Consider the following 25,964-nt stretch of genomic DNA (forward strand, 5'->3'; position numbering starts at 1 on the left):
GTGCCTGTAAAAATTGCCACCTAAAAAATAAAAACCCAAGCAGTCATTTGCTGGGAATGCCGTCAATCATAGGTGATATGAAGGGGGTGTAAAGTTTGTTCTGTGGAAGGCTTCAGCTCTGCTGTGCGCGGCTCTTTTGGGACTGCCGCGGACAGTGGCGAGGGAGCAGCACTACGGATGCGGCGGGCGGCCACTTTGATCAATGGCATGAATCCTCCTTGTCTGCCACTCGCAGCCGTCCAAAGTCGGGCATGGCCGAAACCGAATCCGACCCAGAATCATATGCTCTCCTCGACAGCGGCGGCGGGCGCGTGCTCGAAAAACTGGGCACCCTCGTCTCCTCCCGCGCGAGTCATGCGGCGTGGTGGCGGCGCAAGCTGCCGGGCGGTGAATGGCGCAAGGCCGTGGATCTGAAGCGAGATGTGAAAGAGCCGATGAAGCTGCGCATTGGCAGCGTGCGCTTTATTCTTTCTCCCCAGGGCGGTGTGCGCGGCCTGGCCCCGGAACTGGAGGAGGAGTGGGAGCGTGTGAGCGCCGCGTGCGTGACCTTTGCCGAGCAGCAGCGGCGTCCGGCGCGGGTGCTGAATCTCTTTGGCGGAGCCGGTGGCTTCACTCTCGCGGCGGCGCAGGCCGGTGCGGCGGTGGCGCATGTGGATGCCTCGGCAGATGCCATCAAACGGGCACGCGATCATGCCGCGATCAACACGCTGGCGAATCGCGACATCCGCTGGGTGGTGGATGATCCGGTGAAGTTTGCCCAGCGGGAACGCACGCAGACGACGCGCTATGATTTGATCGTGATCGATCCGCATACGCCGAAGGACGCGAAGCGGGGATTTGAGATCGAGCGGGATCTTGGCGCACTGCTCGGCACGGTGAGCGGCCTGCTTTCGGACAAGCCGATTGGAGTCATCGTTTGCTGCCGGCAGGGGGTGGTTTCTCCCACCACGCTGCAGCATCTCATGCGGCAGGAGTTCAGCGTCTTTGGCGGCAGAGTCGAGAGCGGGGAGATTTTGCTCACGGGTGAGGCAGGGGTGCCGGAGGTTCCCTTTGGGACTCTGGCGCGCTGGCTTAAAATGGTGTGAATTAAAGGGGCTGATCATCAGCCGCGGTTAACGAGGTTTGAATATTCATGCAATGGTGGGCGCGTGGAACGAGGGGACCTTTGGGGGATTAAACTGTTGAAATGCAGTTGATTCCCCGAGCCACCTCCTCCTGCTCATGAAAACCACCCAGCCTGATCGTCGCCAGTCGGGGTTCAGCTTGATTGAACTCCTGACGGTGATGGTCATCATTGGTCTGCTGGCTGCGATTGTGATCCCGAACCTGAGTTTTCTCTCGGGCACGGCTGACAAGGTGAAGGACAAGCGCAATGCGCAGAACATCCTGCTGGCCTACACCACAGGCGCCGCGGCGGGGGTGAAATGGCCTGGGGGAGATGTGGCCACCCAGGTGGCGGCGGTGCTGGCAGGCCGGAAACCGAATGGTGGTTCGCTCGCCAACATGAATTTTCAATCGACGGTGAGCGCAGACCAGGTGGAGGGCACCTACATCTACATCGGGGTGCGTGCGACAGGCGAGCTGTTCTTTGATGCGCAAGGCGGGCAACCTGCCAGCGGACATTGATGTGTGTGGCTGCATCTGTTGGTTAAATTTGCCGGGAGACTGCGTTTAAGCTTCTCCCATGAAGCGTCTTCTTTTTCTCTCCCTGCTTGCTGTGACTGCCCAGGCGCAGCTCAGCCCGAATGGTGCCACGGCCTCCTTCAAAGGCAGTCTGCCGCCGAAACCCGCGGCGGCGCTTTCCGCAGAGCAGGAAGCGGGCATCGCCAAAGAACTGGCGGCAGTCACGAAATCTTTTCAGGCGGTGAAGAAACATCCGCGTGCGGCGGATGCGGACATTTTCCTCAAAGCAGTGCGCTATGCGCTGGAGTTCCATGAATGGTATGACAAGAAGCCGGAGGATGGCATCAAAAAGGCCACGCTTCTCCTCGACGAAGCGAAGAAGCGCATCGCATCGCTCGGTAAAAATGAAACGCCTTGGATGAATGGCAGCGGGCAGAAAGTGCTGGGTTTCTACTCAAAGATCGACGACTCGCCGCAGCCCTATGGCGTGGAGGTGCCGGAGGGGCTGGAGTTTGGTGCAGGGAAGAAGCCCGTGCCGATGTGGATCTGGCTGCATGGCCGTGGAGACACCGCCACGGACCTGCCGTTTGTGTATTCCAAGCTGACGGCAAAGAAGCCGGGGCAGTTTCAGCCTGCGGGCACGATAGTGATTCATCCCTTTGGCCGTTACTGCAATGGCTGGAAGAGCGCGGGTGAGACGGATGTGTTTGAATGCCGTGATGATGCGATGAAACGCTTCAACGTGGACAGCAATCGCGTGGCTCTGGCGGGTTTCAGCATGGGCGGCGCGGGCGCGTGGCATCTGGGCGCACATTTTGCAGACCAGTGGGCCTGTGTGCATACGGGTGCGGGATTTGCGGATGTGAAGCGCTACCAGAAGCTCACACCGGACAAATATCCCGTGGCGTATGAACAGACGCTGTGGGGTGTGTATGACGTGCCGGATTACGCGCGGAATTTCTTCAACGTGCCGCTGATCAGCTACAGCGGCGAGGTGGATGCGCAGCGTGACTCAGCGGAGTACATGATGGAGGTGCTGGCCAAGCAGGACATCCATCCGCCGCATCTCATCGGCCCCGGCATGCCGCACAAATACCATCCGGAAACGATCAAGGAGGTGCAGGCGTGGATTGAAAAGGCGGTGGCCAAAGGGCGCGATCTTTTCCCGAACGAAGTCCACATCCAGACGAAAACGCCTTTCTATGGCCGCATGAAGTGGCTGAACCTGCACGGGATGGAGGAAAGCTGGAAGGAGGCAAGGCTGGATGCGAAGGTGGTGGACGGGCAGACGCTGGAGATCAAAACGCAGAACGTGACGCGGATCGTCTTCTACCCGCCGCCGCAGCTTCGGCAGGGCGGGGGATCGCTGACGCTGAAGATCGACGGTGCGACGCTGACGCTGAAGACCGGCCCTGTGGCGCCGCAGTTTGAGACCTTCATGACGCCCGGGCCGAAGGTGGCCGGCGCCTTCTGCCGCCTGATCAAGGAGAACGGTCAGTGGCGTGACTTTGGCAATGCGGAGCCGTTTCAGCATGACACGCCCGCCGGCGGCAAGCCGGGGGCGCACCCCGGCCCGATGGACGCGAGTTTCCTGAAGCGCTTCCTCGTGGTGCTGCCCGATGGCAAATCCTCTTCGGCGGAAGTGGATGCCTGGGTGAAGGCAGAGTCCGAACACTTCATCCAGCGTTGGAGAGGCCTCATGCGGGGTGATGTGCGGGTGGTGAAAGCTGGGGATGTGGGAGATGTTTACGAGGCGGGCAAAACGCAGAGCCTCATCCTGTGGGGCACACCGGAGTCGAACTCCTGCATCAAGCAACTCGCCAAATCTCTCCCGGTGCAATGGAGTGCGGAGAAGGTGACCATGGCCGGACAGTCGTTCGATGCGAAGACGCATGTCCCGCTGCTGACTTATCCCTGCCTGAAGTCACCGGGATTTGAAGTGGTGATCAATTCCGGCCTCACCTTCCGGGAGGCGCATGACAAGACCAACTCGCTGCAAAATCCGAAGCTGCCCGACTGGGCCATCCTGGACATCACCCAGCCACCGAGCGCGGAAGCCGCCGGCAAGGTCGTGGCCGCCGACTTTTTCGATGACCACTGGCAGGTGAAGAGCAAGTAGCCTGCCTGCCAAACCTCACTGCGGGCATGCCGAGCGATTGCGCGGCATGCAGGGCGGCAGAGGCGGATAGAGCATGTCCAGCGTCGATTCACGAAGCCAGCCGCGCAGGGAGGGCTGGTTCACGCCCAGCTGATGGGCGATCTCCTTGCAGCTTTCTCCAAGGCGAATGCGGGAGCGGGCAGCGGCCACGATGGCGGCCTTTTCAGCGGGTGAGTAACGTGAGGCGCGGGGCATGATGTGGGGAAGAGAGGGGTGAGATGATGTGCGTAAAACCGAGCCCGGCTCTAATGTCCCCACCCGTCTGGAGACGAGGGCTGCCTTGTTCCATGATGTTGACGGGCGAGGTGCATGCGGGGGCCGATTTACCGCCCTTACGCTGAGCATATCCCAGCCCATCCATTCGATTTCGCAGACGCTAAATCGCGCAAAGAAGACGCTGTTTGTGCATGGGCGAAAAGCAGCCGAACTGGTGCGTTGCCCAGTCTGTCCAGAACTCCAGTTGCGGCGCAACTGGACAACTAAGCAGCGGTGCGGACGGTCTCCGGCCTGCTCTCCACCATTTCCACGCCCGTCAGATCCGCGCCACCGAGATCGGCACCCGCGAGGTTGGCGCGGATCAGGCGCGTGCCGCCCAGGTCAGCGCCGCAAAGAATCGCGTTGGCAAAATTGGCGCGACGCAGGTCGGTGTCATGAAAGTTGGCACGGCGCAGGTCCGCGCCCAGAAGCCGCACTCCGGTGCATTTAGCCCCGCGCAGGTCGGCACCTTCGAGGTTGGCAAGGCTGAGGTCCGCTCCGTTGAGGTTGGCACCGCGGAGATCGGCCAGGCTGAGGTCGGCGCCTTGCAGGTTGGCCAGACTGAGGTCTGCGCCATTGAGGTTGGCCAGATGAAGATCCGCCTGCGCCAGATTTACACGGCGGAGGTCTGCGCCCTTGAGATAAGCTTCGCTGAGGCAGGCCGTTTGCAGACCTTCGTCCAGAAGAAAGGTGTTCCAAGCGTAGGAACCCTGTTTCAGAATTTCCAGGCATGTCGTCTTTTCCATAGGGTAATTTTCACATCGCTCAGGCCCGGGTAAAGGCAGGTATTGTAATGTGTTTGTTTGAAATTTGTCTGCCCGTTCCCGGCTGATCACAGGGGGAGCGCCTACAAAATCAGTCGCGTTTCGTAGCTTTCCGGTGCGTATTTATGGCTGAGACTACTCCCGCCAACTTTTCCCATCATGACCACACTCCCACGCCTTTTATCCTTTCCCGTGCTTGCTGCCACGCTGCTGCTTGGCACCTCCGCTGTCCGCGCAGCCGGCGGCATCCAAGATGACGGCGCCTTTTTCTCCGAGTTCGCCAAGGTGAACGCCTCGGGGACGATCAAGGATGTCTCCACCCGGCTGCACAAGGACATCTCTGTGCAGACCTTTGCCGTAGTGCCTGAGGACATGAGGGCCAAGGTGCTGCTGGGCGACAAAGCGGCCATGAATCGCGGCTTTTCCCAGTGGGCCGAGCAGCTCGCCCGCTCCAAGGGCGTGAACGGTGTATTCATTCTCCTCGTCAAACAGCCCGCGCACCTGCAGGTCGTCGTGGGCAATGACACGCAGAGGCAGGCCTTCACGCTGCTGGATCGTGAGACACTGGTGCAGCGCATGATCAAGCAACTGCGGGACAAGAAGAACGATGAGGCGCTGATTGATGGTGTGAATTTCATCTCCACCACGATGACCTCGCATCGCGGTGGCAGCGCTGCTCCGACTACCTCCCATTCCAGGTCGGCTGCGGTTCAGCCACAGACGGGTTCTTCGTGGCTGGGCCCCATTCTTGCCATTGTGGCCATCATCGTGGTCTTCAATGTCATTCGCAGCCTCTTCCGCGCCATGTCCGGCGGTGGTGGCGGCACGATCAATGGTGGTATGGGCCAGCCTGGTGTGGGTGGTGGCGGCTTTTTGCAAAACATGATGGGCAGCATGTTTGGCGCTGCCGCGGGCATGTGGATGTATGACCACTTTTTCGGTGGCCACAGCAATGCCGCCACTTTCAATGATCAGCACCATTCAGACTTTAATCAAAACGACGGCGGCGGATTCTCCGGCACCGACACCGACTACTCCAGCTCTGGCGACAGTTTCGGCGGTGGAGATTCCGGTGGCGGATTTGGCGGCGGCGACTTTGGCGGTGGTGACAGTGGTGGCGGCGGAGATTTCTAAGTCGCTGCCATGGCCCGTTATGCCAGTAACCAGGACGTGGTGCGCTTCTTTGCCAGCCATGGCATCGAGGTGAGCCACGTCCGCCGCGAAGGCCCAGTGCGCCACTTGCAGGCCGCTCACAAGGCGATCACGCTGCCCATGGATGCGAGTCCTGAGGAGTGTTTGAGGATTGTGCGGGATGCGGTGGCGGGTGCGGCAATGCAGTTGCCTGTGACGCACGTTTGCGCGAAAAGCGAAGAGCCATGAGGCGCAACGTCTTTGGCACCCTGCAAATCTGTCGTCCATGTCGCAGATAAGGTACTCGACAAGACTGTCGGTCATCAAATAGTTCGGACAAATTCGAGAGTCATTCGCCATGCCAGGAAAGCCACTGAAGAAGATCATCGAGAGCTATTGCACAGCCCGTGGCATTGCTGTTCCTGCCGGTTTTGGCCGCCATCCGGCCTCGCGCTATGTTGTCATAAGGCGAGATGGAAATACCCCCAAGCTTGTCGCCAAGACGTGGTTCGCCCTGGAAGATGTCGTTTACTACCTTGAGCACCTTTTGCTACCCGAGCTTGGTGGCCAGACCGATGCTTTCGATGTCCTTGACTTCACCGACCTCAGGAGATTGCACTACAGAGGCAGTTCTCGGCTTGAGGTCGTTGGTTCATTCACCTTGGAGCCATGAGCAGTCACTTTCAACAACCAAGGACGAACAAAACGGATTCAGGCAACGGCTCGTATTGCATCCGTCGTATTAACAACGCTTCCCGCTCGCCGTCGCCTGATCCGGGGCGTTGGCCAAAATACCAAATCAACCAGTCACCTCACTATGAACATCAACATTCATCATGTCGTCCTTTCATTGGGAGTGCTTTTGCAGGCGGCCTGTTCACGATCATCTTCCTCAGCCCGATTGTCGTCCACACCCCCGGGTAACTACGATCTGGTGGCGGCCTCTGTGGACATGATGCCAGCCACGGTTCGTGTCGGCGATTCAATCACGGGTGAGCACATCATCCGTAATGCCGGAAGAGACATTATTCCGGGCGGGACGCACACGGTTCATTTCTACCTGGATGGCAAGTTGGTTTCCTTTGATCATGCGACGGGAGCTCGCCAGCCGGGAACATTCTCGAAGTATGGATGCTCGCCAGGGCATGAATACATGAAGGCGACCAAGCCGGGCAGGATCGCCTACCGCCTAGTTGTGGATGAAGAAAACAACGTTCCTGAGACAGACGAAACCAACAATGAAATCAAGGGTGAGATCGAAGTCATCCCCTAGCCATGAACTCGAGTGAACCACAAGAGGCCGAACAAAACGGATGCAGGCAACGGCTCGTATGGCACCTGTCGTGTCATCGACGCTTTCCGCTCGCCGTCGCCTGATCCGAAACGTTCGCTCAACTAAAACCACATGGCTGAGCCGTCTCCAGTGATTCCTGGCCTCGAGGAGTTCGATCCAAGGCGCAGAATGCCGTTCCCCGAGAACATCACGGGAGCGCGTGTCGAGATTTCGACTGAGCGAGACATTTACATGGGCATCGTCCCATTTTCGGATGCTGCCAAGGCTCCACTTCGCCATACTGAACTGACGCCTGAGCATCAACTGTGGGAGGAGGCGCAAGGGCTGGTGACCGCGAGACATCTGATGAGAGACTCTCAGTCTGTGTTTTGGGGATGCCCGCAAGGCACATTCTCATTAGCAGTCTCTGAGGAATCGTGCGAGGAATTGGAGTCCTATTCCCGCTGTTTTTCGGCCCGCCTCAACCTTAAGGGGAGAGTTTGCCTCACTCGGTCAAGCAACGTTGCAATTGTGTGTTCATATCCGAACACATTCTCCCATCCCGTAATGTCGGCTGTGCCTTCTTCCTATGACGACACTCCTCTTGCAGTTACAGCGGGCAGTTACGTGGTGACCGTGTCGCAGATGTTTCGGTGGCAAAAAGCTCAATTTGCCCAGACCAATCCAATGTTTCTACATTACCACATCGCGTTCCGTTCTATTTCCGCAGATTCAACTCCGTTGACGAGTGATATTCCATGGCTGAGCCTGCCACTACCAACATGAGCGAACAAAACGGATGCAGGCAACGGCGCGAAGCTGATCTGTCGTGTCAGCAACGTCTTGCGCTCGCCGTCTCCTGATCCGAGACGCCTAACTCCGGAAACCACACGCCATGACAGCCAAAGAAGAAGCCCAGCGACTGGTCGATGAGTCGCTCCCGTACGCTGAGGAACTACTCACGAAGTATAGCGAGTTCTTCCCATTCGGCAGAGTTATCGAGGTTGGCGGTGCTGTTGGGCATCATGCAGGTTATCCTGGCGGTGAGCAGCCGCCATCCAGTGAGGTGATTGACGTTCTTCAAAAGGCTTGGAGACAGATGGCGGCAGATGGCAGTATTAGGGCCACTGCCCTTACATACGACATTCGGACCATTCCACCGGGACGCTCAGAGAAGCAGGATGCGGTTTGCATCGCTATCGACCACCGAGATAGCTATTCAGTGCAGGTTATCTTCCCGTATCGGATAGTTGATGGAGTGCCGGACATTGAACCACCATTTGCAGTCGAGGGCAGCTATTCCATTTTCGGCACTCCAGCATGAGCAGTTGCCACGGACCAACGAAGGCGAACAAAACGGATGCAGGCAACGGCTCGAAGGCTATCTGTCGTGTCAGCAAAGTCTTGCGCTCGCCGTCGCCTGATCCGAGACTTTCGCCCAACCACTGAGCGCCCTCCTCATTCGTTATGAATTGGAAGTCACATCTTGCGAATCACCACCCAAAGCTCGACACTCGTCCAGCAACATCGAGTCAACGGGTGGCGGATGCATCGTCGCGGCTACGAGCAGCCTTTCCCGATGAGTTGGTTTCGTTGCTCACCACGACGGATGGACTTACTGGCGACTATGGGCTGGAGTTGATCTGGCCTCTGGAGGAGATCGTCAGCCGGAACGAGCACTTCCGGACATTCCCCGAGTTCCGTTCTCTTTACATGCCATTCGACTGCCTGCTCTTTTTCGGTGACGCTGGGAACGGAGATCAGTTTGGCTACAGTCTATGTGGTGGGGCGATTACGAGGACGGATATTTTCTGTTGGAACCATGAGGATGACAGTCGGACGTGGATAGCTCCTTGTCTTCCGACCTATCTCGATTGGTGGTTATCAGGGAAGATCAAGATATGAGCGGCAACCACACCCAACCAAGGGCGAACAAAACGGATGCAGGCAAAGGCTCTTATGGCATCTGTCCTGTCATCGACGCTTTCTGCTCGCCGTCGCCTGATGCGAAGCGTTAGGCGTCACCACAACACGAACACCACTATGCTACTAGAAAAGAAATCCAAAACGAACATTGGCGTTGGCCTCGGCATCATTCTTCAGATTGCTGGCCGCGCGATCATCTCCCCCGGCGATTCCGGGTCGATCCTCGGACTCATGCTGGTGTTGGCTGGAGCAGTGTTATTTATCTGGGGTTGTATGAATTACGCAGAAGGTAAAGGGCATTCAAAGTGGCTCGGACTGCTCGGGCTCCTCAGTTGCCTTGGCCTCATCATCTTGGTGGTCATGCCCGACCATCACAAAGAAAGCAAGTGACAAAGGCACCTGACGATGCGCTGCAGCGAACGGCCTCTCCGCCGTCTGTTCAAGCGTCGCGGGAGTTCGCGAGCGCACCGTGCGCTCCACCCGCGACGCCGAGGCCGTCGCTGAGCCTGGGTCGTTTGCCCAACTATCGATCACTACTCGCATGAAGAAGAGCCACGTTTCTGCAGCCTTGCTGGTGGCTGGAAGTATTTTGTTGGCGAGTTGCGTTCCATTTCCTTCGAATACGCCGGTTTTTCCTCGTTTATCGGGTTCAGTTGTTGATGCTCAGAGCAGGAGACCGATACCCTCAGCCGCCGTGTACGCAGTCCGAGCAGGATACACTCGTCGTACCTCGACATCGGTTTCGGGACTGTTCACCTTGCCTCCAGTATCGCAGTGGCATTATCTTCTCTACATCGGCAGTCCAGGCGTGGCGCCTGTGCCTTGGCACTTGCGGGATGTCCCAGCTTCATTGACGATCAAAGCATCTGCGCCGGGCTACCAGTCTTCATCACTGACGTTCGACGCCCGAGAAGAACATCGTCTCTTCCTGAAGCTTCCCGACCGTATTGAGATACCACTTCGGAGAAATGAGATCCGTCTATAATCAAAAAAGACCAACCAAAACGGAGGCAGGCAACGGCTCGAATAGCATCTGTGGTGTCATCGACGTTTTCCGCTCGTTGACGCATGATCTGGGAAGTCAGGCCAAATCACCTACATGCCTGAGAATCGTCCTGGTTTTTGAAGGTTTTTAGCGTGGTGCCCACGAAATGGACGACAAAGCGCAAAGGGGATTCGTCTCCTTTCTGGAGTGCTTTGTTTTACAAGCGGGTCGATAGATGGGGGGCTCTTGATATCGTTTTTATGACAAGCCCGCCAAGGCAGGGCTATAAAATTGCGACACGATCCGCTGATTCCATTTGCCCAAGTGAGGAAGGATAAATCAATGAAACTCGTCAGAACCGCTACGTTTGCCGCCGGATTGTTGAGCGTTTGTCTGTGGCCCCGCGTCGGGCTTGGCGACGAGGCGGCGGCGCGGCGCATGCCTGGGGAAACCTTCACGATCCCGTTCCCGGAGATGCCGCCGACCTACTGGTCAGTAGCGACCTCGAATCAAGGGCCGGCGCGATTGTCGATTTCGCTCCCCAAGAACTATACGCCGGGCGGCAAGTTTCCGCTCCTCGTCTTCCTGCACGGCGGCAGCGGTGGCAATGGGGGGCCCAAGACGGCCATCGTGTCTGCGATGACCGGGGATCAGGACTTTGTCTGCGCCTCCATGCCCTTCTTCAAGAAGATCGCTCCGAAGGACCCCGGCGGCAATGTCGTCATGCGGGATGAGGATGCCCGGCTCATGTGGCCTTTCTTCCGTACCATGCTCGCCAAACTCTTCGAGGTCGTTCCGAACATCGACAAAAGCCGCATGGTCATCGGCGGCTCCTCGAATGGTGCTCATGCCACCCAGGGCCTGATCGATGAGTCAGACGGGGAAATCACCAGACAGTTCTCCGCCTTTTTCTTCATCGAGGGCGGCGGCCGACTGAGGCATTACGAACTGCTGAAAGGGAAGCCGTATCTCATGGTCTCCAGCCAGGCTGCCTCTAAGCGTCGGGCGCAGGAGATCATCGACCAGGCCACGGCTGCCGGTGCCGCGACCACGTTTATCTTTGAGGATGCCGGCGGCCATACGATCCCGATGAAGGCAGCCCCCGCCATCCGTGCCTGGCTGATCGGACAGGCGACAAAGACCGCTTCACCGAAATGAGCCATCATCCCACAACCAAGGCGAAGCAAACGGATGCAGGCAGGGGGATTTAGGAGGCATCACGCGTTTGGCACTCCAGTGGGTCAAAATCATCGAGTCGGGACACCGGAGTACGTTAGTCCTGTGAGCTGGCGCATCAGGATTACGAGGCTGCAATGAAAATGTTGACGGGGGCGAGCCTTATCAAATGGACAGCGGACAGGAGAGCTGAGCTACATCAAACTCAGCAGCGCCTCACGCACCTGCGCCTGCCATTTGCCAAAGTAGGCCAGCCGCGCCTGCAGGATTTGCAGATCGGACAGTGCAGTGGTGTCGCCTGCGCTGAGTCGCGCATCCAATGCGGGCAGGTTTTCCAGCAGCGCTGTGCGGCTGGTATCGAGCGTGGTGCCGAGGGCTTCAAGATCCTCCCGCAGGCGCATCTCATCGGGGGCGAGGAGGGCTTTGGCGAGGGCGGAGGTGGCGGCCTGTTTGCGCTTGAGGAAAGCAGCGACGTTTTGCAGTGCCGGGCCCATCTTGCCGAAGAGCGACATCATCGCATCATCGATGGGAACGGTGCGCCAGGGAACCTCGTGAAGCTCCAGCAGATGCTTCAGGCGCTTCTCGGGGGCCTGCAGGGTTTCGTAGGCGGTGTTGATCTCGGCGGCGCGGGTGGCATCGCCTCCGGGCTGGTCGGGGTGGGCACTGCGGCTGGCGGCCAGCCAGGCCTGCTGCAGCGCCTCGTCATCGAGGGCGGCGATGCGTGGCAGTCCGAGGAGGGCAAAGGCGTTCGGCATTGGGCTCAGGCGGAGAAGCTTTCGCCACAGGAGCAGGTGACGACGGCATTGGGATTTTTCACCTTGAAGCCGCCGCTCTGGATGTCGTCGCTGTAGTCCAGCTCGGAGCCGGAGACGAAGAGGGCGCTCTTGGGGTCGATGACCACACGCACTTCGCAGGAGGTGACCATGATGTCGCGGTTGGCCGGGCCATCGACGAGGTCCATTTTGTACTGCAAACCGGAGCAGCCACCGCCGACGACGGCGACGCGCAGGGCGCCGTTTTCCGCGCGGCCCTGCTTTTTGAGCAGGCCGAGAAGACGGTTGGCGGCATTTGGCAGCACCTTGATGAGTTTTTCGTTGCCGATTTTGAAACTGGGAGCGACGGCGGTCATGGGGGGAGGGACAGATAATCCAAGGATGGAACGAAGGAAAGGGGCAGGGGGCCTCTATTTTGATGGGTGCGTGGATTCTGCTTGCCTCAGCAAGGTATTTTTGAGACGAAAGAGGCACAACACCCTTATCTCCATGAGCGAATCCGAGGTCTTACCTCTACCCCTGCAACTCTTCACCCTGAAAGATGGCGTCGTGGCCAGTGACAGCGGTCAGGAAGCCGTGAACAACTACGCCGCCGATTTCCAAGGACTGCGGCATTTTGGTCTGAAAGTGGGCGAGTGCCTCGAACTCGGCGCGCCCTGGATGGGATCGCTGCAGGAGGAGGACTTCACCCTGAACTTCGCGTATTTCGATGCTGGCACGGATGCCAAGGATCCTGGTGCCGGCGCGCTCATCGGAGAACGGGTGCCGATGTTTGAACTGCTCACCCGGGCCAACGCATTGGAGGCATAAACACCATGGCTGCATCCATCACTCCTTCTCTCCGCTCTGCTCTCGAACGTCTGAAGCACGCGGGTTCCGTGAATGGCCTGCTGCTGTGCTGGCGGCGGCAGATTTTGATCAATCTCCTACCCTTTGAGGAGTTCCGTGCCGAGCGTCTGCTGCAGGCGCTGCATGATGCGCGCGCGCACTTTGCCAGCGGTGGTGACCGGGACGTGAAAACATTCTGGTTCGGGTATGAGGGCGTGTTTGTGCTGGCCCTGTTTCAGGGGGAATGCCTCCTGATCACGCTTCACTCGCATGCTTCGGAGGTGGATTTCCTCCGTCGCGTGGGACTGACCTTTTTGGAAGACACCCAGCTCCTCGTGCAAACGCTGCTGCAGCCTTCACCGGATGACGAGATCAGCCGTGAAGAAACACAGCCGCTGGGAGCGCTGGACGATGACGGGCTTCCGCCGCATGCCTCCGGGCCGACGAACATCATCCATCGCCACGGCAGAGCAGAGCCTGGTTCGATTCATTAGCGGCTTCCTAACGCCGGCCCCGTCATCTTGGTTCGAATCTGGCCTTTCGCTGAAAGGTTTGGCGTCCCCATGCCGAATCACACTTCTGTTATTCAACCACCCTCCGCTCCCATGTCTGATCCAGCTGTTTCCGCCTTTTCGCGCCGCCGTTTCCTCAATGCCAGCGGAGGAGCTATCCTCGCCCCTGCCGTTCTCACTTCCGCAGGGAGTCTGCTGGCAGCAAAAAAAGCGGATTCAAACGAGACTTTGAAGATCGGCCTCATCGGTTGCGGCGGTCGTGGCACCGGCGCGGCGGCTCAGGCTCTGGGCGCGGATTACAATTCGAAGATTGTGGCCATGGCCGATGCCTTCGACACGCAGATCGAGAGCAGCATCAAGAACCTTTCCACCCAGTTTCCGGACCGCGTGGATGTGCAGCCGGACAAGAAGTTCACCGGGCTCGATGCTTACCAGAAGCTCATCGACTGCGGCGTGGACGTGGTGCTGCTCGCCACGCCCCCCGGATTCCGCCCGCTGCACCTGACGGCAGCAGTGGAGGCCGGAAAGCACATCTTCTGCGAGAAGCCGATGGCGGTGGATGCCGCCGGCTATCGCGTGGCCCAGGCCGCCGTGGAAAAGGCCAAGGAGAAGAAGCTCAATCTCGTGGCCGGCTTCTGCTGGCGCTACGCCACCAGCCGCATCGAGTGCTACAAGCGACTCCATGATGGTGACATCGGCGACATCACCGGCATCCTCGCGACCTACTACTCCGGACCAGTGAAGGTCATGCCTCCGGCCGCTGGCCGTCCCGCCGGCATGGGGGATGTGGAGTGGCAGGTGCGCAACTGGTACAACTTCTCCTGGCTCAGCGGCGACAGCCTCGTGGAGCAGGCCGTGCACAGCCTGGACAAGATCTGCTGGGCCATGAAGGACACTCCGCCGATCAGCGTCATCGGCACCGGCGGCCGCCAGATCCCTGCGGAAGACGGCAACATCTTTGATCATTTCCACTGCGCTTACGAATGGGACAACGGGCTCATCTGCCAGATCACCAACCGCCAGATCACCGGCTGCCACAATGAAGTCGCGGACGTCATCCATGGCACCAAGGGCCGTCTGGTCATTGGCAAGGGCCCCGCGCCTTACATCGACGGCGAGAAGCGCTGGCGCTGGCGTGGCGAGGAAAAGAACATGTACGATCTGGAGCATCAGGCGCTCTTCAATGCGATCCGCAAAGGCGAGGTCATCAATGACGGCGACCGCATGATGAGCAGCACCCTCATTGCCATCATGGGGCGCGAGGCCGCCTACACCGGGCAGAAAATCATGTGGCAGGAAGCCGCCGCCGAAGGTGGTGACAAGGATGCGAAGAAGGACAAGAAGTCCGACCGTGCTCCCCTCGCCATCCTTTCCTCCCAGCAGGATCTCGCTCCGGACAACCTCAAGTATGGCGACAAGTTTGTGCCGACGCCGATGCCACGCCCCGGCGTGACGAAGTTCGTCTGAGGCATCTGACGGATTTCAGCGTTTCGTGCGCAGTTCCTGCCGCAGCTGTTCGACTTCATCGAGCAGCTGTGTCAGCAGCTTGAGTCCATTGAGGTTCATCTCGCAGGTCTCTCGCAGATGCTCGATGCGGCGCAGGGCACGAACGGTTTCGTCGTTGTATTGAGGGCGGATGATGCCGTGCTCCTGGTAGGTGACGATCGTCTGAGTCGAGACACCGGTGGTCTCGGAGAGAATTTCCAGTGTGTAGGCTTGGGAAGAGGAGTCGCTCATATCAGGCGCGTGGGTTGAAGGTTGAGGCACTGCGCAGCTGTTCCCATAGCTTGCGCTCGGCATCGCTGGTCTTGTCTGGCAGCACGACTTGCAGCTTCACAAAGAAGTCGCCGCGTTCGCCGGTCTTGCCTTTTGGCAGTCCGCGGCTGCGCACTCGGAGTGTCTGGCCGTTTTCCGCCCCCGCCGGGATGCGCAGCTTGATGGAGCCATCCAGCGTCGGAACGATGACCTCCGCACCGAGCACCGCCTCCCACGGCGCCACATCCAGCTCATGATACACGTCCGCCTCCACGGTGGTGAAGTCTGGGTGTGCGGCATGGCGCACGCGCAGGAAAAGGTCTCCTGCTGCGCCTCCGTTCTGGCCGGGCTCTCCCTGGCCGGGCACACGGATGCGCCGGCCATCGGTCGCTCCGGGTGGTATGCGTACCTCGAAGCTGTGGGTCTGGACTTCGCCGGTTTGACGATTCGTCGTCTGCAGTGAGATGGGCCGCTGGGTGCCATGCATGGCCTCCTCCAGGGTGACGAGGATGTCTCCCTCAATGTCATGACCCCGGCGGGAACGGCTGCGCCTGGCGGTGCCGCTCGGTCCTTCCGGCTCAAAGTCCTGCGGGAAGCCATAGCGGCTGCCGCCGCTGAAATACTGCTCAAAGAAGTCGCTGAAGCCGGTGCCGCCAAAGTGGAACTCCTGTGCATGCCCATCTTCAGCTCCGGGGGGCGGCTGGTAATGGCCCTCGTCCTGCCAGCCAGCACCCAGGGTGTCGTACTTTTTGCGCTTCTCAGGATCGCTGAGCACTTCATTGGCCTCGTTGATTTCCTTGAACTTGGCCTCGGCGGTCTTCTTGTCCTTCGCCGTGTCAGGGTGGTACTGCCGGGCGAGTTTGCGGAAAGCTTTTTTGATGTCGTCCGCGCTGGCATCTCGTGCGACGCCCAGCGTGGCGTAGTAGTCTTTGAATTCGGCGGGCATGATGGATTAATGATTACGTCTCTCAGCAGCCTGTCGTTGTGATTCGTCCTGCATTCTTTGGGCGGATGCCCGGACTTCACGGCCAGAAAGCCAGAATGGCCGCGCCACCCGCGACTGAAAGCAGCAGCCCCAGCAGCGCCGGTTTCATGTAGGATCTCGAACCCAGGGCGATGACGAAAAACATTTTGAAGCAAAGGTTCGCCATGCCGCCCACGAGAATCATGCGCCAGGCGACCGAGGTTTCGAGATGGCCGGTGTTGACCAGGCGTGAGGTGGACAGAGTGATGGCGGACATGTCCGGCAGCCCGGAAAGGAAGGCCGCCATGTACAATCCGGACGAACTGCTGTGCTGGCGCGTGTAGGCCACCACGACGAGCACCAGAGCATACAGCAGGCCCAGCATGACCGCGTGCTTGAGTTCAGACGGCGGATGTTCATCCACCGGTTCCGAGTCGGCGTTTTCGGCAAACCGGTGCGCCACTGCGGCGATCAACCCCACCCAGAGCATCATGGCGACAAGCGGTGGCAGCAGCTCGCGAATGTGATCTGAGGCCACGATGGCCACCTCCCCCAGCAGGCGGACGAACGCCACAGCCGATGCGATCAGCGCCATGGCCGCCAGGGCCAGGCTGCCGCGGGCGGAAATCTTGCTGCGCCGGGCACTGCTGGCCGTGGTGGCTGTGCTGGACACCAGACCTCCCAGGATTCCTGCCACGGCGGCCCCTTTGGACCCACCCAGGTACTTTTCCGCCAGGTACGCCAGCAGGCTGATGCCGACGATCAGCACCACGATAAGCCAGATGGAAAAAGGATTGAGCACCCCCAGATAACCCATTTCACGATTCGGCAGCGCCGGCAGAATCACGAGCCCCAGCAGGACGAGGCGCGCGAGCGCACGCAGTTCTTCTTCGCCAAAATGCCGCGCCACGGCATGGAGCGCCTTTTTGCTTTGCAGGAGCGCCATCACTCCGCCGGCTATCATGACGGCGAGCAGGCGCTCCCCCATCATGGTGATGATGCCCGTGACAAACATCACCAGCATGGCCATTTCCGTGGCCAGGCCGGAGGCTGGAGCGCGTTTTGACTGCCGGATCCAGCTCCCCAGCACCACGATGCCGGCAAAGGTGATGAATCCCGCGGCAAGCACCCAGCTGCCATAGGTGTTTCCCAGCATGCCTGTGAGCGCGCCAAAGAGCGTCAGCAGCGCAAAAGTGCGGATGCCCGCGACGCGGTTTTTGGCCCACTCCCGCTGCAGACCGACGAGCAGCCCCAGGCCGGTGGCGGTGCCGAGGGAGAGCAGCAGTTCCGAAGTTTCAGGCAGCGTGGTTGGCATGGGAGGTAAACGAAGTCTCCGGAAGACTTTACACGGACTTGCCATCCTGGCCATCCCAGTCCAAGAAAAGGGCCTCCAAGCCACCAACCATGTCCATCTGGAACTACGCCAACCCACAGCTCAAAGACCTCGTCGCCTACGAACCCGGCAAGCCCATCGAAGACGTGGCGCGTGAACGCGGATTGAAGCCCGAGGACATCATCAAGCTCGCCTCCAACGAGAACCCGCTCGGCCCATCGCCCAAGGCCATCGAGGCCATGCGCCAGGCTGTCACCGAGGTAAACATCTACCCCGATGGCGCATCGTGGAAGCTGCGCAATGCGCTCGCTGAGAAGTTTGGCCTGGAAATGGGCAACATCATCATGGGCTGCGGCTCCAATGAAGTCATCGAATTCATCGGCCACGCCTTCCTCAAACCCGGGGACAACATCATCACCGCCGAGCACGCCTTCCTCGTTTACAAGCTCATGGCCAAGGTCTTCGGTGCCGAGACTATTGAAGTGCCGGACCCCGGCTATGTGCACGACCTCGACTCCATGGCCGCCGCCATCACGCCGAACACGAAGGAGGTCTTTATCGCCAATCCCAACAACCCCACGGGAACTCTCGTCACGCAGGAGCAGATCGACCGCTTCATGGCCAAGGTGCCGGATCATGTCGTCGTGGTGTTTGACGAGGCTTATTATGAGTTCCTCGACAATCCGCCGGACACGCTCAAGTACGTCCGCGAAGGCCGCAATGTCATCCTGTTGCGCACCTTCTCCAAGATCCAGGGCCTTGCAGGCACGCGCGTCGGCTACGGCATTGCGAACAAGGAACTGATCGATGTGCTTCAGCGTACCCGCCAGCCCTTCAACCTGAACTCCATCGCCCAGGCTGGTGCACTCGCCGGGCTGCTGGATGAAGAGCACCAGAACAAGACCAAGGCCATCACGGACGAAGGCCGAGCCTACCTGCAGAAGCAGTTTGGCGAGATGGGCCTCGAATACATCCCGAGCTTCGCCAACTTCGTCCTCGTCAAAGTGGGCGATGGCAATGCCGTCTTCAAAGCCATGATGGACAAGGGCGTCATCGTCCGCGCCATGGCCGCCTACAAGCTCCCCGAATGGGTGCGCATCTCCATCGGCACCATGCCGCAGAATGAGCGCTGCATCGAGGTGCTGAAGGGGGTGCTGGGGAAATAGGGGCTCGTCAGTCACCGGCTGAAGCAGTAAATATTCGTCATGAGCATCTGGGCTGACATTTGTGAGGACAAGTCCCTGCAGGACTTGCCCTACAAGATTGAAACCAATCGCTTTGATCAAATCGTCATGAGTCCCGCATCTGCATGGCAGAGCGATTTTCAGGGCGAGATTGGCTTCACTCTGAAACGTCTTATGCCGGAGGGAAGGATCCTTTCCGAGGCCGCCATTCAGACCACGGATGGAATCAAAGTGGCGGATGTTGCCTGGATCAGCCGTGAGCGTTTTGCACCTCATCGTCGTGAAGCAAGTCTGCCCATCGCTCCAGAAATCTGCGTGGAAGTTGTTTCACCAGGAAACCATCGCTTCGAGATGACGGACAAACTGCGTCTCTATTTTGCCAGCGGAGCCGAAGAAGTGTGGATGTGCGACAAGGAAGGGCGCATGGAATTCTTCCTGCGTGACGGTATTGATCCAGTGTCTCGCTCACGCCTCTGCCCGGATTGCCCATCGCGCATTGAGTGGGAATGATCATGGTTTCCATGATGAACCCAAGCTTGTGCAGCCGCCAAATGCGGATTGATTGAGCGCATGGCGCTGCAACTTTTTCCGTCAAAGCTCACGTGGGTTTTTCTTGTTTTTTTCGTCACGGCAGTTTGTCTCCCGGTCGCTGTCCTGGCGCAGAAGGAAACCGTGAAGGCTCCCATTCCTGTCATCGAGCCGGGACTGGAACAGGCGGTGAAATGGCCATGGCAGGTCGCACCCTCGGAGGCGGCGGCGTGGGGCATTCCGATCGATGCACCGCCTGAAGCGCCCGTCATCAACCCCGGGGTGTCAGCCACGCCAGAAACCATCGCCAAAGCTACTCCCGTCACCAAGGTCATCCCTAAAGGCCCGCCCGCACAGATGGTCGAGCACACGGTGGCAAAGGGCGACTCACTCACGAAGATCGGTCACACGTACGGCGTTACCGTGGATCAGCTCAGGAGCTTCAATGAGCTGAAGAATGACCGCATCGTCATCGGTCAGATCGTCAAGGTGCCCGGGGAGAATGACGTCAAAGCCCTGGTCGCCGCAGAGACCGCCGCACAAGAAGCTACCAAGGACAAAGCCAAAGAGGAAGCCAAGGCAGCGCCCAAGGAAGCAGCCAAGGCCAAAGAGAAGGCTAAAAAAAACGCACCTGCGCCGAAAGAAGAGCCGCCTGTGCTCATCGCTACCAAGCCGCATCGCCCTCTGCCACCTGCCGCGTGGAACGCTTCTCAGCTGGTGCAGATCCAGGCTTTCTTGGATCGCCAGGGCTTCACCATTGGCCCCATCGATGGCACAGCGGGCCCGGTGTACGACGCGGCCTACAAGGCCTTTGAAAAGGCCCATCCCGGCCAGCTCCACACGCCCGAAGGTTTGCCCTCGCCTGCCATGAAAGCTATTGGCGGCCCCTATGTCGAGTACGTGCTAACGGCGGCTGACATGCGCTGGATCTCACCCCGCGAGGGCAGCGCTCCTCCCAGCAAGTCCAGGGCAAAAGCGGTCGAGCCGCCGCCCACGTTTGACGAGCTGACACGCGAGACTTTCATGGCCTACCACTCCACCTGGGAATTCGTGGCCGAGCGTTTTCATGCCGCCGAGTCCTTCCTGCGCCACATCAATCCAGGTCTGAAAAATCCCAATGTGCCCGGCGCCATCTTTCTGGTGCCAAACGTCCTGCCCTTTGAAATCGAAAAAGCTTTGGAGGCGCCGCTGCAGCCCGCCGCCGATCCGGCGGCTCCCGTCTCTGCCAGCATGATCGGAGTCAACCGTCTCATCATTCACCGAGGCGACACCGTGATCGCAAGCATGCCCGTGTCTTCAGCCCGCCCTGGGCTCCACGGTCGCAGGACCTGGAAGGTCATGGAAGTCATCCCGCGCCCGCGCATGACCAGCACTGGCAGCGCCGCCGCACCGCTTCCTGCGCCCGCCACACTCGCTGCGGGACCCAACAATCCTGTGGGCATCGCATGGATCAATCTCGCCAAGAGCGGCGATCCCAAAATCCTGCCCTACGGCCTGCATGGCACCAGCATACCCGGCACCATGGCCAAGCAGGAAAGCATCGGCGGCTTTCGCCTGACGAACTGGGACATCGCCCGCGTGGTGCGCCTTCTTCCCGTGGGCACGGAATTGAAGTGGGAGTAAAAAAGCGGTCAAAGGTCAAGGGGGCTCAAGCATCGAGCCTTGACCCGCTTGACCAGCCTTGCCCCCCTGACTTTCTCCTGCTGCGAACCGCCAGAACATCCCGCGCCATGCGGACTGAATCACGCACCAGATGCACATGGCCGCCGGGCGTTTCATGCCAGGCGATCGAGACCTCTTCAAAATCGCAGCCGCTGTCATGCAGCGCGGCCAGCAGCTCCACATCAAATGCAAAACCATGGATGCGCAGGCCCGGGGCGATGCGCTGATACGCTGTGCGCGGGATCAGCTTGAGCCCGCACTGGCTGTCGTGAATGGAAATGTTCAGAAGTGTGGAGACCAGCGTACCAAAGATGCGGCCCATGAGCCGGCGCTTCCACTGCCGCCGCACCTTGTCTCCTGTTTGATCCCAGCGTGAGGCGAACAAGGCGGTCTGCGGCGTTGGCTGCAGGCGGGCTTTCCTGATGAGGTTCAGCACTTCCGCCGCGGAGCACGAGCCGTCTGCATCCACAAAGGCCAGCCAGTCCACGTCCGGCGCGGTATCCCAGCCGGCATACACGGCCCCGCCTTTGCCGCGGTTTTGCGGTAGAAACAGTGCGGGCCGCAAGTGAGCATGTCTGGCGCACAGCGGAGCGATGATGTCCCGCATGCGGGCGGCTTCCGCTGCGTCTGACCCGTCTTCGACCACCTGGATGGTCACGCCGCCGAGATCACGCGTCACTTCGCACAGTTCGTTCAAAAAGGGGCCGATGCGTCCGCTCTCCTGATAGCAGGGGATGACGAGGTGGACGGTGGCGGGTGGCATGAAAGGTCGGCTGTCGAATGTTCTGCAAAACCAGGTGGAGGTTAAAGACAAATCCGTGCGAGCGGATGATCTTTTGTGCCTCCGCGGCGGTCTGTCATTGCGGAGTAGTTGGCAGTGTCATTATCATCACGCTACCACTCATGCGTTTTCCGCATTCAATTTTCGTAGTGCTGATGATTTTGCTGTCCGCGTGCAGTTCGACGAACCGCATGCTCAAAGCACATCCCGCGCAGCTCTCTCCGTTTTTCGAGCAGCCAGCGCTGGCGCAGGATGCGGCGGCGCAGCTGGGATTTCAAAAGGTCTGGACCACGCCCGATCCCAAGGTGCTCGCCGCGGGAAAAGCAAAACGGAAGCTCTTCATCGCTCCGGTGACGCTGCGCTACCTGCGACCGCTGAGCCGCGGCCTTGCTTCCAGCGAAGTCGCCTGGGGCGGCGTGCAGCGCCGAGAGGCAGATGTCGCCGCGCGTCTGCGGGAGGAATTTGTCGCCGCCTTTCGTCACTCCTCCACGCCCCTGTATCGGCTCGCGGACCGCCCTGGCAAGGACACGCTCACCTTGCAACTCGCCATCATTGAGCTCAATCCCACCAGCCCGAAGGGAAACGCCGTGGTGACCGTGCTGAAGTTTGTGGCTACGCCAATGATGGGCTTTGCCGCCTACCTCACCAAGGGAAACATGGCCATCGAAGGAAAGGTCACGGACTCCATCACACACCGCCCATTCTTCCAGTTCGCCGACAACGAAAGCGACCAGCTGACCTTCATCAGCCTCCGCGACTATCAGCCCTACGGGCATGCCGTGAACACCATGCGCCATTGGGCCAGACAGTTTGAGCAGATGACCCGTTCTCCGCGAGGTTTGAAGGTGAGGGACTCAAATTCCATCACCCTGCGTCCCAACTGACACGCTGGCTATTTTCTACCAAACAGACGCGCAAAGAAGCCGCGCTTTGGACCTGGCGGCGGGGGAGGGGGAGCCGCGGGCTTGGCCTTGGCGATCACCACCGGCCGTGGTTCAGCGGCAGGTCCCTCAATGATCACCGTCATGCCCTGCGTGATCTGCTTCACCAGCCGCACCACATCCCAGTTGGCCGTGCGCATGCAGCCGTGGCTGGAAGTGCGTCCGATATTCTGCGGCGAGTTCGTGCCGTGAATGCCGATGCCCGGGCGGTTCAGCCCGATCCACATCACACCAACGGGATTGTTCGGGCCGATGGGAAGCTCATAGTAGTTGCCACTGCGTACGCCGTACTCCAGCACGCTTTTGTCCCAGCGAAAGGTCGGCATCTGCGTGATGCCCAGGATGCGCCAGGTGCCCGGAGGTGTGGCCAGATGTCCGGTGCCAGGCGTGATGGGCAGGCTGGCCAGCAACTTTTCCCCGTCCCACACTCCCAGCAGCTTTTCACGGGTGTCGATCTTGATGACGCGCGTCAGAAATTCCGGCACCTCCGGCAGCTTCGGGATCTCCGTCAGCTCCTCGATGAGAAACGGCTGCACGGCCGGCACCTTCACCACGTCCCCGGGTTTCAACGCCCCCATCTTCATCGGCTTGTTGATGAACTCCAGCAGCTCCGGCGCGCAGTGAAACCGCTCGGTCAGAAACTCCAGCAGCGAGTCATAGGGCAGATACTTCTTCTTGCTCTGCGCCGAAGGCTGCGTGGGAAGTTCACCCACGAACTTGAGGTCTTCCTCACGGATCGTGTAGTTCGTGTAAAGTTCCTTCACACTGGAGAGGTCCAGCGTGTTGTTTTCCACCTCGGTCTCCGGCAGGCCATGAGATGCCTCGTAACGCTTCAGCGCCTTCGTGGTGAACTCGCCGGGTCGGCCATCCAGCTTTCCCGGACCAAAGAGCTGCGCATCCAGAAAAATCTGCAGCCGCAAGATGTCGTCCACCGGTTCTGGCGCCTTTGGCAGCGGGTTCGGAATCACCGCCTGCGCGGAGGCACAGGCGAGAAAGAACAGGGGAAGAATACGTGAAAACAGCGGGTTCATAGGGGATTGAAAAACCTATCGCAACTGCGACGGCTTTTCGTGCATGTGAGCGCAGCAAAGAGAACGGGGACGAACGATCTCGCAAGCGAAGATGCGCGGCTAGTGCTTCGCGCGCATGAAAGATGCCATGGCCGAAGTCCAAATCGTGAGGTGATCCGCGCCCTTCGTGTGCGGTTCTCCGCCGCGTGCTGCCTGCGCACGTGATGACCCTGCACCCAACGGTTGAACCTGAATGACCCTCTGAACCCACCGCTGGTACTCCGGCGCCACTCGTTCGTCGGCTGCGTCACCCTTTTTGGCTCTTTGGGGAATTGACGGTCTTAGTCGTCATTGCCGTCATCCAGCTCGGCCTCGATCAGCCGACGTTCCTTCTCGATTTCCAGCCGCAGTTGTTCCTCCGTCGGCAGGCAGAGCATGTATTTGGAGGCGAAGATTTGCTTCCGGTCGCTCAGCACCGAGTAGCGGGCCACCGTTTCGTTTTTTTCGGTGCAGAGGATGAGTCCGATCGACGGGTTGTCATCGGGTGCCACAAACAGCCCGTCAAACATCCGTACATAGCCGTCCATCTGGCCGACATCTCCATGGGTCAGTTCACCCACCTTGAGATCAATGAGCAGGTAGAACTTCAGGCGGCAGTGGTAGAACACCAGGTCGATGTAGCGGTCCTGCTCCTCGATGCGGAGGTGCTTCTGCCGGGCCACGAAGGCAAAGCCGCTGCCCAGTTCCAGCAGGAAGCGTTGCAAGTGCGTGATGATGGCCCGCTCCAGGTCCGACTCGTGAAACGCCGCCACGTCAGGCAGCCCCAGAAACTCCAGCACATAAGGATGCTTCAGCGCCGCCACTGGCGAGGTGCCGGGGATTTGCAGCTTACGCCCTTCCGCCAGCATCTTTTCGGGCTTGGCACTCTTGAGCAGACGCTCGTGGTAGAAGGACTGAATCTGCCGTTCCAGTGTGCGCTTGTCCCAGCCGCCTGCGATGGCCTCGCGCTCGTAAAAGTCCCGCGCTTCGAGGTTCTCCACCCGCATCAGGGCCCGGTAGTGCGACCAAGTGAGCTGGGGCGAGAAGCCCTGCGGCGCTTCGCTGCCCGACGGGGCGCTTTTCACGGGTGAGGCCGATTTCCTTCCCAACGGGGAGGAAATTGATGACACCGTAGAATGTGCGCCCGATGGGCGCACAATTTGGGTCTCACCAGATTCTGTTCCCAATGGGTACAGATTCTCCTGTCCGATAGGAGGGGTTGCAGATCCTCCACCCAGTGGGTGGGGAATCTTGGACGACGACAATTCTCCACCCAATGGGTGGAGAATTTTAAGCCGATCTTTAAACGCAAGGTGGAACTGCCTGAAATACCAAAGATTTGAGACGGAATACCCCTTTCCATACCGTTCCGTCAGCCGTGCGGACAGGTCTTCGACGACCTTCTTGCCATACTTCGCCCGTTCCTCGCCGCCTTGGAATTCCTGGACGATTTCCCGTCCAATCAGCCAGTAGGCCAGCACCATGTTGGAGTTCACTGCCCGGACCACATTTCCCCGCGCCTGCTCCAAGATCAAGACGACGCGCCCAAAGAGCTCTTCTGGTTCCTTTGCGGTCACTTTCCGTTTCGGTCTGCTCATAGTTGGTTTCCAATGTTGAGTCCCTTCAACACACGCGCCGTCTGACTCCTACGCGTGTTGGACCAATCCAAGCGGGGAATGAATCCGAAGGCAAGGATTTGGGGTGGCTTTATCGAACCCGAGCGCCGCTAGGGTTCAAGCTGGCCGGTCCGCCGCCGCTGTTTTTTTGCCACCACTGGATTATTGGGTCAGTTTATTAAACTCCATGTTCTCACGGCTCCCATTAATGGCCGTGTTAATCCACAAGCTCACCCCGGCTTTGCGGCACGCGGCTGTCAGCTTGGCGATGTAGCTCCTTTCTGCTTCAAGCAACTTAGGGTCGGCAATCCTATTGGCTTGGAAGTCCGTCATGTGTGCTTTCGAAGATTCGGCATCTTTCAAATGGGCGAGGGAACCCCAGATATGGATCCCTTTCTTCTTTCTCTCCTGTGGCAGCTTGCTGAAATATTGAATGAGTTCTGCTGCGGTATCCCCGAGAGCTTCACTGGAGTTCTCGGGGGACATTGCCACCCAGCCCATATTGCCATCATCATCTCCCTCCAAACCGATCAGGCAAAACGGTATAACTTCACTCAAGCTCTTGGTCACCGTGGTGGCTGCTTTTGGAACATCGACAGCATTCGCCATTGTAAAAGCTGTCAATAAAAGAAGGAGTATCCTGTGTGTGGAATGAATCATATCGCCTGTGAGGTTGGTCATTGAAACGGCGGTCTGAAGCCACGAATAGGCCTCTTTGCAGCTACGCATAGCTGTAAAGGCTCCTTC

Annotated in this window: 29 protein-coding genes and 1 pseudogene; 18 read left to right on the plus strand and 12 right to left on the minus strand. The window is 59.2% G+C overall.

Features of this window, described 5'->3' with window-relative positions; all coding sequences use genetic code 11:
* Positions 1 to 218 precede the first annotated feature (218 nt).
* The 3 genes from ACILSR_RS16340 (at position 219) to ACILSR_RS16350 (ending at position 3,742) form a co-directional block, all read left to right on the plus strand.
* Complete coding sequence (locus tag ACILSR_RS16340) at positions 219 to 1,085, plus strand: class I SAM-dependent methyltransferase (protein ID WP_395750859.1); 867 nt, start codon at positions 219 to 221, stop codon at positions 1,083 to 1,085.
* Positions 1,086 to 1,221: 136 nt separating this feature from the next.
* Positions 1,222 to 1,626 (plus strand): type II secretion system protein, encoded by a 405-nt coding sequence (locus ACILSR_RS16345; RefSeq protein ID WP_395750860.1) that lies wholly within the window; start codon positions 1,222 to 1,224, stop codon positions 1,624 to 1,626.
* A gap of 58 nt (positions 1,627 to 1,684) precedes the next feature.
* Positions 1,685 to 3,742 carry a prolyl oligopeptidase family serine peptidase gene (locus ACILSR_RS16350; RefSeq protein WP_395750861.1) on the plus strand — a complete coding sequence of 686 codons (2,058 nt, stop codon included), beginning with the start codon at positions 1,685 to 1,687 and terminating at the stop codon, positions 3,740 to 3,742.
* 15 nt (positions 3,743 to 3,757) lie between these two features.
* On the opposite strand, the gene ACILSR_RS16355 is transcribed toward ACILSR_RS16350, so the two are convergent.
* Together ACILSR_RS16355 and ACILSR_RS16360 are read right to left on the minus strand one after the other, a co-directional pair.
* On the minus strand, positions 3,758 to 3,976 hold the full coding sequence (locus tag ACILSR_RS16355) for a transposase (RefSeq protein WP_395750862.1): 219 nt from the start codon (positions 3,974 to 3,976) through the stop codon (positions 3,758 to 3,760).
* Positions 3,977 to 4,260: 284 nt separating this feature from the next.
* Positions 4,261 to 4,782 (minus strand): pentapeptide repeat-containing protein, encoded by a 522-nt coding sequence (locus ACILSR_RS16360; protein WP_395750863.1) that lies wholly within the window; start codon positions 4,780 to 4,782, stop codon positions 4,261 to 4,263.
* A 177-nt stretch (positions 4,783 to 4,959) separates the two neighbouring features.
* Here ACILSR_RS16360 and ACILSR_RS16365 point away from each other — a divergent pair, with 177 nt between their 5' ends.
* From ACILSR_RS16365 to ACILSR_RS16400, 8 genes are all read left to right on the plus strand, one after another.
* Entirely contained in the window at positions 4,960 to 5,934 is a 975-nt protein-coding gene (locus tag ACILSR_RS16365; protein WP_395750864.1) for a hypothetical protein, read from the plus strand.
* 9 nt (positions 5,935 to 5,943) lie between these two features.
* A complete protein-coding gene (locus ACILSR_RS16370; RefSeq protein WP_395750865.1) occupies positions 5,944 to 6,180 on the plus strand; it encodes a hypothetical protein in 237 nt (78 codons plus the stop codon).
* Positions 6,181 to 6,289: 109 nt separating this feature from the next.
* Complete coding sequence (locus tag ACILSR_RS16375) at positions 6,290 to 6,604, plus strand: hypothetical protein (protein WP_395750866.1); 315 nt, start codon at positions 6,290 to 6,292, stop codon at positions 6,602 to 6,604.
* A gap of 144 nt (positions 6,605 to 6,748) precedes the next feature.
* Positions 6,749 to 7,204 carry a CARDB domain-containing protein gene (locus ACILSR_RS16380; RefSeq protein ID WP_395750867.1) on the plus strand — a complete coding sequence of 152 codons (456 nt, stop codon included), beginning with the start codon at positions 6,749 to 6,751 and terminating at the stop codon, positions 7,202 to 7,204.
* A gap of 895 nt (positions 7,205 to 8,099) precedes the next feature.
* Positions 8,100 to 8,528, plus strand: coding sequence for a hypothetical protein (locus ACILSR_RS16385; protein ID WP_395750868.1), 429 nt, complete (start codon positions 8,100 to 8,102; stop codon positions 8,526 to 8,528).
* Positions 8,529 to 8,671: 143 nt separating this feature from the next.
* Complete coding sequence (locus ACILSR_RS16390) at positions 8,672 to 9,109, plus strand: SMI1/KNR4 family protein (RefSeq protein ID WP_395750869.1); 438 nt, start codon at positions 8,672 to 8,674, stop codon at positions 9,107 to 9,109.
* Positions 9,110 to 9,163: 54 nt separating this feature from the next.
* Positions 9,164 to 9,520, plus strand: a complete 357-nt coding sequence (locus ACILSR_RS16395; protein WP_395750870.1) for a hypothetical protein — start codon at positions 9,164 to 9,166, stop codon at positions 9,518 to 9,520.
* A 937-nt stretch (positions 9,521 to 10,457) separates the two neighbouring features.
* The gene (locus ACILSR_RS16400) at positions 10,458 to 11,273 is read left to right on the plus strand and encodes a hypothetical protein (RefSeq protein ID WP_395750871.1); all 816 of its coding nucleotides are present in this window, start codon (positions 10,458 to 10,460) and stop codon (positions 11,271 to 11,273) included.
* 212 nt (positions 11,274 to 11,485) lie between these two features.
* Here the strand turns inward: ACILSR_RS16400 and ACILSR_RS16405 are convergent, their stop codons facing one another.
* Together ACILSR_RS16405 and ACILSR_RS16410 are read right to left on the minus strand one after the other, a co-directional pair.
* A complete protein-coding gene (locus ACILSR_RS16405) occupies positions 11,486 to 12,046 on the minus strand; it encodes a J domain-containing protein (RefSeq protein ID WP_395750872.1) in 561 nt (186 codons plus the stop codon).
* Between the two features lie 5 nt (positions 12,047 to 12,051).
* A complete protein-coding gene (locus ACILSR_RS16410) occupies positions 12,052 to 12,420 on the minus strand; it encodes a HesB/IscA family protein (RefSeq protein WP_395750873.1) in 369 nt (122 codons plus the stop codon).
* Positions 12,421 to 12,553: 133 nt separating this feature from the next.
* Here ACILSR_RS16410 and ACILSR_RS16415 point away from each other — a divergent pair, with 133 nt between their 5' ends.
* The 3 genes from ACILSR_RS16415 to ACILSR_RS16425 all read left to right on the plus strand — a co-directional run bounded on the left by ACILSR_RS16415 (position 12,554) and on the right by ACILSR_RS16425 (position 14,871).
* Complete coding sequence (locus tag ACILSR_RS16415) at positions 12,554 to 12,874, plus strand: hypothetical protein (protein ID WP_395750874.1); 321 nt, start codon at positions 12,554 to 12,556, stop codon at positions 12,872 to 12,874.
* A gap of 5 nt (positions 12,875 to 12,879) precedes the next feature.
* Positions 12,880 to 13,386, plus strand: coding sequence for a hypothetical protein (locus ACILSR_RS16420; RefSeq protein WP_395750875.1), 507 nt, complete (start codon positions 12,880 to 12,882; stop codon positions 13,384 to 13,386).
* Between the two features lie 111 nt (positions 13,387 to 13,497).
* Positions 13,498 to 14,871: a Gfo/Idh/MocA family protein gene (locus ACILSR_RS16425; protein WP_395750876.1), complete on the plus strand. Its 1,374-nt coding sequence runs from the start codon at positions 13,498 to 13,500 to the stop codon at positions 14,869 to 14,871.
* Between the two features lie 15 nt (positions 14,872 to 14,886).
* Here ACILSR_RS16425 and ACILSR_RS16430 read toward each other — a convergent pair whose 3' ends face one another.
* The 3 genes from ACILSR_RS16430 to ACILSR_RS16440 all read right to left on the minus strand — a co-directional run bounded on the left by ACILSR_RS16430 (position 14,887) and on the right by ACILSR_RS16440 (position 17,438).
* The gene (locus ACILSR_RS16430) at positions 14,887 to 15,141 is read right to left on the minus strand and encodes a chaperone modulator CbpM (RefSeq protein WP_395750877.1); all 255 of its coding nucleotides are present in this window, start codon (positions 15,139 to 15,141) and stop codon (positions 14,887 to 14,889) included.
* A gap of 1 nt (position 15,142) precedes the next feature.
* Positions 15,143 to 16,105, minus strand: a complete 963-nt coding sequence (locus tag ACILSR_RS16435) for a DnaJ C-terminal domain-containing protein (protein ID WP_395750878.1) — start codon at positions 16,103 to 16,105, stop codon at positions 15,143 to 15,145.
* A gap of 76 nt (positions 16,106 to 16,181) precedes the next feature.
* Entirely contained in the window at positions 16,182 to 17,438 is a 1,257-nt protein-coding gene (locus tag ACILSR_RS16440; protein ID WP_395750879.1) for an MgtC/SapB family protein, read from the minus strand.
* 89 nt (positions 17,439 to 17,527) lie between these two features.
* Between ACILSR_RS16440 and hisC the strand changes: the two genes are divergently transcribed.
* The 3 genes from hisC to ACILSR_RS16455 all read left to right on the plus strand — a co-directional run bounded on the left by hisC (position 17,528) and on the right by ACILSR_RS16455 (position 20,791).
* Positions 17,528 to 18,622, plus strand: coding sequence for a histidinol-phosphate transaminase (gene hisC, locus ACILSR_RS16445; protein ID WP_395750880.1), 1,095 nt, complete (start codon positions 17,528 to 17,530; stop codon positions 18,620 to 18,622).
* A 39-nt stretch (positions 18,623 to 18,661) separates the two neighbouring features.
* Complete coding sequence (locus ACILSR_RS16450; protein WP_395750881.1) at positions 18,662 to 19,150, plus strand: Uma2 family endonuclease; 489 nt, start codon at positions 18,662 to 18,664, stop codon at positions 19,148 to 19,150.
* Between the two features lie 162 nt (positions 19,151 to 19,312).
* On the plus strand, positions 19,313 to 20,791 hold the full coding sequence (locus tag ACILSR_RS16455) for a LysM peptidoglycan-binding domain-containing protein (RefSeq protein ID WP_395750882.1): 1,479 nt from the start codon (positions 19,313 to 19,315) through the stop codon (positions 20,789 to 20,791).
* A 25-nt stretch (positions 20,792 to 20,816) separates the two neighbouring features.
* Here the strand turns inward: ACILSR_RS16455 and ACILSR_RS16460 are convergent, their stop codons facing one another.
* A complete protein-coding gene (locus tag ACILSR_RS16460) occupies positions 20,817 to 21,593 on the minus strand; it encodes a glycosyltransferase (protein ID WP_395750883.1) in 777 nt (258 codons plus the stop codon).
* Positions 21,594 to 21,733: 140 nt separating this feature from the next.
* Here ACILSR_RS16460 and ACILSR_RS16465 point away from each other — a divergent pair, with 140 nt between their 5' ends.
* Positions 21,734 to 22,495, plus strand: a complete 762-nt coding sequence (locus ACILSR_RS16465) for a DUF3313 family protein (RefSeq protein WP_395750884.1) — start codon at positions 21,734 to 21,736, stop codon at positions 22,493 to 22,495.
* A gap of 8 nt (positions 22,496 to 22,503) precedes the next feature.
* Here ACILSR_RS16465 and ACILSR_RS16470 read toward each other — a convergent pair whose 3' ends face one another.
* The 4 genes and pseudogenes from ACILSR_RS16470 to ACILSR_RS16485 all read right to left on the minus strand — a co-directional run bounded on the left by ACILSR_RS16470 (position 22,504) and on the right by ACILSR_RS16485 (position 25,898).
* A complete protein-coding gene (locus ACILSR_RS16470; RefSeq protein ID WP_395750885.1) occupies positions 22,504 to 23,583 on the minus strand; it encodes a L,D-transpeptidase in 1,080 nt (359 codons plus the stop codon).
* Positions 23,584 to 23,903: 320 nt separating this feature from the next.
* Complete coding sequence (locus ACILSR_RS16475) at positions 23,904 to 24,686, minus strand: YhcG family protein (protein WP_395750974.1); 783 nt, start codon at positions 24,684 to 24,686, stop codon at positions 23,904 to 23,906.
* 186 nt (positions 24,687 to 24,872) lie between these two features.
* Positions 24,873 to 25,199 (minus strand): annotated as a pseudogene (locus ACILSR_RS16480) (DUF1016 N-terminal domain-containing protein); the annotation flags it as partial.
* 180 nt (positions 25,200 to 25,379) lie between these two features.
* Positions 25,380 to 25,898: a hypothetical protein gene (locus tag ACILSR_RS16485; RefSeq protein WP_395750886.1), complete on the minus strand. Its 519-nt coding sequence runs from the start codon at positions 25,896 to 25,898 to the stop codon at positions 25,380 to 25,382.
* Positions 25,899 to 25,964: the final 66 nt, after the last annotated feature.

The organism is Prosthecobacter sp., from assembly GCF_044222565.1.
In the GTDB taxonomy this organism is placed as follows: Bacteria; Verrucomicrobiota; Verrucomicrobiia; order Verrucomicrobiales; family Verrucomicrobiaceae; genus Prosthecobacter.

Bases quoted from the DNA above. Each gene is read 5' to 3' on its own strand.
- ACILSR_RS16345 (WP_395750860.1), top strand. From the start codon at position 1,222: ATGAAAACCACCCAGCCTGATCGTCGCCAGTCGGGGTTCAGCTTGATT.
- ACILSR_RS16350 (WP_395750861.1), top strand. From the start codon at position 1,685: ATGAAGCGTCTTCTTTTTCTCTCCCTGCTTGCTGTGACTGCCCAGGCG.
- ACILSR_RS16355 (WP_395750862.1), bottom strand. From the start codon at position 3,976: ATGCCCCGCGCCTCACGTTACTCACCCGCTGAAAAGGCCGCCATCGTG.
- ACILSR_RS16360 (WP_395750863.1), bottom strand. From the start codon at position 4,782: ATGGAAAAGACGACATGCCTGGAAATTCTGAAACAGGGTTCCTACGCT.
- ACILSR_RS16365 (WP_395750864.1), top strand. From the start codon at position 4,960: ATGACCACACTCCCACGCCTTTTATCCTTTCCCGTGCTTGCTGCCACG.
- ACILSR_RS16370 (WP_395750865.1), top strand. From the start codon at position 5,944: ATGGCCCGTTATGCCAGTAACCAGGACGTGGTGCGCTTCTTTGCCAGC.
- ACILSR_RS16375 (WP_395750866.1), top strand. From the start codon at position 6,290: ATGCCAGGAAAGCCACTGAAGAAGATCATCGAGAGCTATTGCACAGCC.
- ACILSR_RS16380 (WP_395750867.1), top strand. From the start codon at position 6,749: ATGAACATCAACATTCATCATGTCGTCCTTTCATTGGGAGTGCTTTTG.
- ACILSR_RS16385 (WP_395750868.1), top strand. From the start codon at position 8,100: ATGACAGCCAAAGAAGAAGCCCAGCGACTGGTCGATGAGTCGCTCCCG.
- ACILSR_RS16390 (WP_395750869.1), top strand. From the start codon at position 8,672: ATGAATTGGAAGTCACATCTTGCGAATCACCACCCAAAGCTCGACACT.
- ACILSR_RS16395 (WP_395750870.1), top strand. From the start codon at position 9,164: ATGGCATCTGTCCTGTCATCGACGCTTTCTGCTCGCCGTCGCCTGATG.
- ACILSR_RS16400 (WP_395750871.1), top strand. From the start codon at position 10,458: ATGAAACTCGTCAGAACCGCTACGTTTGCCGCCGGATTGTTGAGCGTT.
- ACILSR_RS16405 (WP_395750872.1), bottom strand. From the start codon at position 12,046: ATGCCGAACGCCTTTGCCCTCCTCGGACTGCCACGCATCGCCGCCCTC.
- ACILSR_RS16410 (WP_395750873.1), bottom strand. From the start codon at position 12,420: ATGACCGCCGTCGCTCCCAGTTTCAAAATCGGCAACGAAAAACTCATC.
- ACILSR_RS16415 (WP_395750874.1), top strand. From the start codon at position 12,554: ATGAGCGAATCCGAGGTCTTACCTCTACCCCTGCAACTCTTCACCCTG.
- ACILSR_RS16420 (WP_395750875.1), top strand. From the start codon at position 12,880: ATGGCTGCATCCATCACTCCTTCTCTCCGCTCTGCTCTCGAACGTCTG.
- ACILSR_RS16425 (WP_395750876.1), top strand. From the start codon at position 13,498: ATGTCTGATCCAGCTGTTTCCGCCTTTTCGCGCCGCCGTTTCCTCAAT.
- ACILSR_RS16430 (WP_395750877.1), bottom strand. From the start codon at position 15,141: ATGAGCGACTCCTCTTCCCAAGCCTACACACTGGAAATTCTCTCCGAG.
- ACILSR_RS16435 (WP_395750878.1), bottom strand. From the start codon at position 16,105: ATGCCCGCCGAATTCAAAGACTACTACGCCACGCTGGGCGTCGCACGA.
- ACILSR_RS16440 (WP_395750879.1), bottom strand. From the start codon at position 17,438: ATGCCAACCACGCTGCCTGAAACTTCGGAACTGCTGCTCTCCCTCGGC.
- hisC (WP_395750880.1), top strand. From the start codon at position 17,528: ATGTCCATCTGGAACTACGCCAACCCACAGCTCAAAGACCTCGTCGCC.
- ACILSR_RS16450 (WP_395750881.1), top strand. From the start codon at position 18,662: ATGAGCATCTGGGCTGACATTTGTGAGGACAAGTCCCTGCAGGACTTG.
- ACILSR_RS16460 (WP_395750883.1), bottom strand. From the start codon at position 21,593: ATGCCACCCGCCACCGTCCACCTCGTCATCCCCTGCTATCAGGAGAGC.
- ACILSR_RS16465 (WP_395750884.1), top strand. From the start codon at position 21,734: ATGCGTTTTCCGCATTCAATTTTCGTAGTGCTGATGATTTTGCTGTCC.
- ACILSR_RS16470 (WP_395750885.1), bottom strand. From the start codon at position 23,583: ATGAACCCGCTGTTTTCACGTATTCTTCCCCTGTTCTTTCTCGCCTGT.
- ACILSR_RS16485 (WP_395750886.1), bottom strand. From the start codon at position 25,898: ATGACCAACCTCACAGGCGATATGATTCATTCCACACACAGGATACTC.